Origin of the sequence: Streptomyces sp. HmicA12, assembly GCF_000373565.1 — a bacterium.
Taxonomy (GTDB): Bacteria; Actinomycetota; Actinomycetes; order Streptomycetales; family Streptomycetaceae; genus Streptomyces.
On the sequence record NZ_KB891804.1, the window covers coordinates 228,556 to 236,133 of the forward strand.

Below are 7,578 nucleotides of genomic sequence, written 5' to 3' on the forward strand. Positions count from 1 at the left end.
GTGGGACCGCGGGTCAGGCGTCGGCCGGCTGCGCGGCCGTGCCGTTCATCGGGCCCGAGACGGCGCGGCGGTAACGCAGCACCAGGGGGAGCGTGGTCAGGAGCAGCAGTCCGGGCAGGGCCGAGAAGGCGATACGGATGCCTTCGAGCGCGGTCGCGGACTGGGTGACCGGGTGGTCCAGGGTCGAGGACGCGTAGCCGGTCAGGGACAGGACGACGGTGTAGGCGACCGGGCCGAGAGCGTGCCCCGCCGTGTCGACCGCCGTCCACACCCCGGAGAGCACACCGGCGCTGTCGTGCCCGGTGCGCTCGGCCTGGATACGGACGCAGTCGGTGAGCAGCGCGTACATCGCGACGAGCCCGGCGGCCTGCCCGAGCGCGGCCAGGACACTGACGGCCGCGGTGGCCGCGACCCCGACGCCCACGGCGCCGTACAGGGCGACGCCGCCCGCCGCCCACAGCCCGAGGCCGGTCAGCAGGACGGGCACGTTGCCGTACCGGCGGGCGAGCGCGCCCGCGCCGGGCACGGCCAGCGTGGAACTGAGCGCGAACACCAGGAAAACGGTGGCCTGTTCCTTCTTGCCGCCGAGGAAGTACGTGGCGGCGTAGGGCAGGCCGGTCAGGATCATCACGGTGAAGACGAAGTACAGGAACAGCACCGCCGACAGCAGCACGAACGGCCGGTTGCCGCGGGCCGTGCGGAACGCCGCGCGCAGCGAGGGCACGTCCGCCGCGGGCCGCGAGCGGACCTGGCGCGTGGACAGCACGGGGACGAGCAGTACGACGAGCAGCACCACGCCGATGATCACGGACATGGTCCGGTACGCCGCCGGGGTGCCCTTCTCCGTCATCAGCGGGCCCGCGACTCCGCCCACCAGCATGCCGAGCGTGAAGAACAGGGTCCGCCAGGTCATCAACCGGGTCCGCTCGCGCGGCAGTTCGGACATCTCTGCGGGCAGCGCGGTGAACGGCACCTGGAAGCAGAGGTAGGCGGCCGACGCGGCGAGGAACGCCGCGAACACCCACAGGGCGGCGGCGTCCCCGCGCACCGGAGAGCTGAAGGTGGCCACGAACGCGAACGGAAGGATCAGCGCGCCCGACGTCATCAGCCGGCGTCGCCGTCCGGTGCGCGTCGCCTCGCGGTCGCTGACGGCGCCGAGCCAGGGGCTCGCCACCAGGTCGAACAGCTTCGGCACGGCGACGACGACACCGGCGAGCGCCGCCGGGACCCCGAGCGCGTCCGTCATGTAGATGAGCAGCAGCAGGCCGGGCAGGGTGTTGAAGGCGTTCGACGCGAAGGCGCCGACGCCCCAGCCGGCCATCCGGCCGACGGTCAGGGACCGCGAGTTGACCATGTCGTGCACCGTTCTTCGGCGAGGGCCGCGGGGCCCTGGGAGAGGTGGTGCGCTACACGATCACCCCTGTCGCCTGCCACGCCCTTGTCACGTGACGTCAAGATGTTGTCGCCCTATGACAAGCCCTGCGCCACCGGCTCCCCTCCGCATGACCGCCCTGACCTGCCCGGACTTTGTCGCCCACGGTCAAGACTCGCCGGGGGCCGCTGCGGCAACGTAGGACCCGCCCGCCCGGAACATCCCGCAGGAAAGAGGTCGACGGTGACCAATCTCGCCCGCAACCTGGCACACACCGCCGAGGCCCACCCCGACCGCCCCGCCCTCCGCCTCGACGACCACGTGCTCGACTACCGCACGCTGGACGAGCACAGCGCCCGGGTGGCCGCCTGGCTCGCCGCCGAGGGCGTCGTACCGGGCGACCGCGTCGCGATCATGCTGCCCAACGTCCCGCACTTCGCGGTGGTCTACTACGGGGCGCTGCGCGCGGGCGCCGTCGTCGTGCCGATGAACCCCCTCCTCAAGTCGGGCGAGATCGGCTACAGCGCGGGGGACTGCGGGGCCCGCACCATCCTCACCAGCGGACCGTCGCTACCGGAGGCGCGGGCCGCCGCCGAGCAACTGGGTATCACCTGCACCGATGTCACCGGCCAGGACTTCGCCACCGCCCTCTCCCGTGTGGAGCCCTCCGCCGGGATCGTGGAGCGGACGGACGACGACCCGGCCGTGATCCTCTACACCTCGGGCACCACGGGCCGCCCCAAGGGAGCCGTCCTCACCCACGGCAACCTGCGCAGCAACACCGAGACCGTCTCCGGGCTGCTCGGCATCACCGGCGACGACACCGTCTTCGGCGGCCTGCCGTTCTTCCACGTCTTCGGCCAGACCTGCGGCCTGAACGCGGCCGTGCTGACCGGTGCCTGCGTGACGCTGCTGCCCCGCTTCGACGCCGCCAAGGCACTGGACATCCTGACCCGCGACCGGGTCACCGTCATGGAGGGCGTGCCCACCATGTTCGTGGCGCTGCTCGCGGCGGCGGACGCCGCCGGCGGGACGGGAGCGGAGGCGGTCCGGGTCGCGGCGACCGGCGGCTCGGCGATGCCCGTCGACGTACTGCACCGCTTCGAAGCGGCGTTCGGCTGCCCGGTCGTCGAGGGGTACGGCCTGTCCGAGACGTCCCCCGTGGTCACGCTCGGCGCGGTCGACGGCGTCCGCAAGCCCGGCTCGATCGGCATCCCCGTCGAGGGCGTCGAGGTCCGCCTCATCGACGACGACGGCAAGGAGGTCGCCCAGGGAGAGGTCGGCGAGATCGCGGTCCTCGGCCCCAACGTCATGCGGGGCTACTGGAACCGCCCGGAGGCCGACGCCGCCGCCTTCACCGACGGCTGGTTCCGCACCGGCGACCTCGCCCGACGCGACGAGGACGGCCACCACTTCATCGTCGACCGCAAGAAGGACCTGATCATCCGGGGCGGCTACAACGTCTACCCGCGCGAGATCGAAGAGGTCCTCTACACGCACCCGGCCGTCGCCGAGGCCGCCGTCATCGGCGTCCCGCACGACCTGCACGGCGAAGAGGTCCGAGCGGTCCTCGCCCTCAAGCCCGGCGCGACGGCCACACCGGAGGACCTGCACGACTACGTCAAGACCCGGGTCGCCCCGTACAAGTACCCGCGAACCATCCGCCTCGTGGACGCACTCCCCAAGGGGCCCACCGGCAAGATCCTCAAGCGGGAGCTGTCCTAGACACCGCCGCGGTGGCCGGCCCGGCGGGCAGCCCGGAGTCACGGTCGGGCCCAGTGGGGGCGTGACATGGATGACCGGTGGCGCGGCAGACGGCGTGGGTGGCTCCGTGCCCGGCACCACCGCGCTGCCGCACCCGGTCACGATCCGCTGTTTGGCTCGTGCGCCGTCGTGTCGAGCGGGCCGTGGGCGGTGCGGGAGAGTGGGCAGGTACGAGGCGAGCGGCGAGCAAAAGGACGGCGGCGCCGCAGCCCGTGATGATCCACCAGGCGGGGAGCGCGGCCGATTCGGGACGAAGAGGCCGTGGGTTCGAATCCCGCCACCCCGACAGCTGAAACAACAGGTCAGGGGCGTTCCCGGAGATCGTTTGGGAGAAGTCTGAGAGAAGATCTTGGTCGGCTTCTCCCAGCGGCTGATCGCCCGGCAAGGGAGGCACGCCTCCCGCGCGTCCGCTCGCACCTGCGCGTTCGCGAACTCCAGTCGCCCACTCGACCCGAGGACAGCCTGTGGACCACGGCTTCGGCAGCACCGACGACGCCGACATCAGCACCTCCGAGCCAGCGGGTCGGCCATGCGCGGTCTGCGGCTCAGTGATGGAGTCGTGGCGCCCCCGCAGCCAGAAGTACTGCTCCGACCCCTGCCGTACCGCAGCCGCCAAGAAGCAGCGGGCTGAAAGCCCGAAGGACGCACCGGCCGTATTGCTCTTCACGGTGCCCACCGAGCACCCCATCGCCGCGGCGGTCTGTGTCTCGCTCAGGTCCTCCCAATACCGCAGCACAACGGCCTCCCTTTGCCGGACCGGCAGTTGGGAGAGGGCGGCAACCAGATCGGAGCGCTCGACGGCCTGCGCGATGCGGTCCCCGCGCTCCGGCAGATCGCGCCCCAGCCCCGGGTCGTCACTCCGCGACAGGAACTCCTTGAGCCCCCTGCGGTACCTGCGCGCGTGCGTGTTGACCATGATGCGTCGCACGTAGGCATCCGGGTCCCGGGTTTGCGACACCTTCCGCCAGGCCACATACGTCCGCTCCAGGCAACCCTGCACGAGGTCTTCCGCCGCGTACTGCTCTCCTGTCAGGAGATACGCGGTCCGCATCAGCCGGGACCACCGCCCGATGACGAACGCCTGGAAGTCCGCGGACCCCCCACCGGCGTCAGTTGCCGCTCTTGCCGTGTCTCTCATGGCTCACCTCCTCGCACCACAGAGTCCACGAGCACCAGAAGCCGTTGCCTGAGGCGTCACAGTTTCTCGGGGTCGCGTGCTGGTGGCCGCGCTCTCCGATGGCTGCGGAGTCGAGGACCGTGCCCCGGCCGGGAAGATCGTCTGGTCGTGCTTCAAGACTCCGGGCGTAGCAGGGCCGACGGCATGATCCCCGTCCTCGACCCGAACGGACCCGCGATCCGGCGGCTGGTCTCGATCACCACCTGGCCCCGGCCTGGCACCGCACCGGGCGGCAGCGACTCGCCCAGATCCCGATCTCCCACAGCCCAGCCCTCATCGCCCCGGGCGCGATCCCGGATGCTCTCCAGGTGCTGTTCAGCCGCGCACCCGCCCTCTGACCGCTGAAGCTTCCCCGCACGGCCCCGATCCGAATGGACGGATGGATGAGAGGGAACCGCCATGGAAACCTTTGAACGCGCCCGCCTGGACGCCTACTTCGCTCGCATCGCGGCCCAGTTCACCCCGGCTGAGCAGACCGCGTCGTTCCTGGTCACGCACCTCCTGCCGGAGTGCCCCGCCTTCGTCCGGGCCGTCGCCACCACGACCCGCCTGGCAGCAGCGCTGCCCAAGCCCAAGTCCGTCAGCGCCGCCGCCCGCCGCGAGATCGAACAGACCCACCCCGTCGACACGCTCTCCCGCGAGCAGTTCACCGACGCCGACTCCGCCCTGGACCATCTCGAGTCCCGGGCCGCGGGCGAGACCGTGAGCCTGCTGGACGTCGGCGGCTACTTCGCCCCCCTCACTCCCTGACCTGCACAGCCGCTTCACCGGCCGCCTCGCGGGAGTCGTCGAGGACACCGAGAGCGGCCACCGCCGCTACGAGAACCTCGACAAGCTGCCCTGCCCGGTCGTCTCGGTCGCCCGCTCACCGCTGAAGGACCCGGAGGACTACCTCGTCGGGCAGTCCGTCGTCGTCTCCACCGAGGCCGTCATGCGCGACCGCGGCGACATCCTCCACGGCCGCCCCGCCCTGGTGATCGGCTTCGGCAAGCTCGGCTCCTCCATCGCCCGCCTCCTGCATGCCAAGGGAGTCCAGGTCACCGTCTTCGACATCGACCCCGTCCGCCGCACCCAGGCCCTCTCCCAGGGCTTCACCGTCGCCCGCGACCGCGAGGCCGCCCTGACCGGCGCCGGCCTGGTCCTGTGCGCCACCGGCGCGGTGTCCCTGCGCGGCGAGGACTTCTCCCACCTGCGCAACGGCGCCTACGTCGCCACCGTCACCTCCAGCGAGGACGAACTCGACCTCGCCGGGCTCCCCGACGTCTACACCCGCACCCAGGTCGGCGACCACGCACCCGGTGCCGGACCACCGGCCACTACTTCTATGCCGAGGATCGATTACCTCTCTGCCGCCCGGTCAGAAATCTATGTCGGCCGGAGTAGACATTGGGTGGTGGTGTGGTTATGGTTTCTCTCGTAGCCGAGATCGAGCAGGGCCCGGCAGACATGAACTGGCGGGCAGCAGTAACCGCAGTGCGCAGGACGGTGCGGTGGTGGAGTTCCGAAGCCAGAGCTTTTGCAGGATGGCGACGGGGCTGACGACCGGACCGGGCGGCCCGCAGTGATCAGGGGCCGCCAAGAGCAGTACCGCAGTACCCGCAAGTGCAGTACCCAGCAGTGAAGTCGAGTGAGCAGTACCTCGGTGAAGGCGTCGGCTGCGGGCGCGCGCACCGGGAAGTTCGGCAGTGGGGTTCTAAGCCAGAGCAGACGCAGGACGGGCGACGGGGCTGGCTGCCGAAGAGTGGCGCTGCCGCAGGCCACTGAGCAGTACGCAGTTCCAGTAGTACGCAGTTCCAGCAGTACGAAGTCCCCTTCAGTAAGTAGTTGATCAAGAGGGAAGAACGGAGGAGCCGAGCGCCATCAGGATCGCCCGGGCAGAATCGCTGAGCCCGGGTACCGCAGGACATCGATAGTGAGGTGGTCTCCGGTCAAGCAACCGCGATCCCCGCGGTCCCGACATATTCCAGGTCGGGTCGGCGGAAACAGAAGGCCGGTGCAGTATCAGGGCCGGCAGATGGTGTAGCAGTTCCTTCGGGGCCCGGGTGCCATAAGGCGCCCGGGCCCCTCGACGCGTTCCACAGAGAGGTCCAATGACAGCAGACGACTCGTTCAACCGGCTCGATGACGACGACTATCCCGCCTACACCATGGGCCGGGCCGCCGCGATGCTCGGCACCACCCAGGGCTTCCTGCGCGCGATCGGCGAGGCACGTCTCATCACTCCGCTGCGCTCCGAGGGCGGACACCGCCGCTACTCCCGCTACCAGCTGCGCATCGCCGCCCGCGCACGGGAACTCGTCGACCAGGGCACGCCCATCGAGGCCGCCTGCCGCATCGTCATCCTCGAAGACCAGCTCGAAGAAGCCCAGCGCATCAACGCCGAATACCGCCGCGCCGCCGAATCGGCCAACCCGACGACTGCGCCCTGAACAGACGTGGCATCGCCCGTCTCCCCGACAGCTTCTTCGCTGATCGCGCAGTAGAGGATTGACTCCCGCTTCGGCGGGATCAGTCAGTGGAACAAGGTCTGCTGAACCATGTATCGGCCGGACCAGGTGCCCCGACGTCCTCGACGCCGACCGCAGCCATGACCACGACATGCACCGCCGTGAGGTACGAGACCTGGGTATCCGCCCTCTCGTCGCCCGCCGCAACACCGGTCAGGGCGGCGGCCTGGGCAAGAACCACTGGGTCGTAGAGGCAGCCTTCCCCCTCCTGCACTGGTTCCGCCGGCTCCGCATCCGCTGGGAGATCCGCACCGACGTCCCCCGGACCTTCCCCCACCCTCAGCTGCGCCATCATCTGCTGGCGACGCCTCCAGCAGTCCTTCCGGGCCGCTACTCCCTGAGTCTCCGGGTAGATGGCCAGATGTAGTGGGGCATGCAGAGCTGATCGGCCAGCGGCCGCTGCCCGGCAGGCTTCGGGGGCGGTGGATCAGTGGATCGGTGTCCGCTGGGGCATGGGGGCTCCGTCGTTCTGGGCACTCAGGAAAGTGAGTGCCGCGGTGACCCGGCGGTCGACCAGGGGCTGGTCGGTGAGTCCGAGCTTGCGGAAGATGACGCTGACGTACTTCTCGACGGCCTTGACCGAGATGAAGAGCGCGGCGGCGATACCCCGGTTGGACAGCCCGTGGGAGATGTGTTCCAGGACGTCGATCTCGCGCAGGGTCAGGTCGTCGATGGCGATGCCGTCCCGGCGCGTCACCAGGGAGTCCACGATGCTCGGGTCCAGCACGGTCTGGCCGGCACGGATGTCCCGCAGCGCG

5 protein-coding genes and 1 pseudogene are annotated in these 7,578 nt (G+C 70.2%); 4 read left to right on the forward strand and 2 right to left on the reverse strand.

Annotated features, from left to right (window positions below):
- Positions 1–13: 13 nt before the first annotated feature.
- Complete coding sequence (locus B072_RS0114355) at positions 14–1,354, reverse strand: MFS transporter (protein ID WP_018530654.1); 1,341 nt, start codon at positions 1,352–1,354, stop codon at positions 14–16.
- A gap of 261 nt (positions 1,355–1,615) precedes the next feature.
- Here B072_RS0114355 and B072_RS0114360 point away from each other — a divergent pair, with 261 nt between their 5' ends.
- The 4 genes and pseudogenes from B072_RS0114360 to B072_RS48170 all read left to right on the forward strand — a co-directional run bounded on the left by B072_RS0114360 (position 1,616) and on the right by B072_RS48170 (position 7,187).
- A complete protein-coding gene (locus B072_RS0114360) occupies positions 1,616–3,097 on the forward strand; it encodes a long-chain-fatty-acid--CoA ligase (protein WP_018530655.1) in 1,482 nt (493 codons plus the stop codon).
- A gap of 1,615 nt (positions 3,098–4,712) precedes the next feature.
- Positions 4,713–5,639 (forward strand): annotated as a pseudogene (locus tag B072_RS43195) (NAD-binding protein); the annotation flags it as partial.
- Positions 5,640–6,403: 764 nt separating this feature from the next.
- Complete coding sequence (locus B072_RS0114385; RefSeq protein ID WP_018530657.1) at positions 6,404–6,742, forward strand: MerR family transcriptional regulator; 339 nt, start codon at positions 6,404–6,406, stop codon at positions 6,740–6,742.
- Positions 6,743–6,911: 169 nt separating this feature from the next.
- Positions 6,912–7,187, forward strand: a complete 276-nt coding sequence (locus B072_RS48170) for a hypothetical protein (protein WP_158689192.1) — start codon at positions 6,912–6,914, stop codon at positions 7,185–7,187.
- A 60-nt stretch (positions 7,188–7,247) separates the two neighbouring features.
- Here B072_RS48170 and B072_RS43200 read toward each other — a convergent pair.
- Positions 7,248–7,578 (reverse strand): response regulator transcription factor (locus tag B072_RS43200; protein WP_018530659.1); only part of this gene is annotated, 331 nt, incomplete at its 5' end.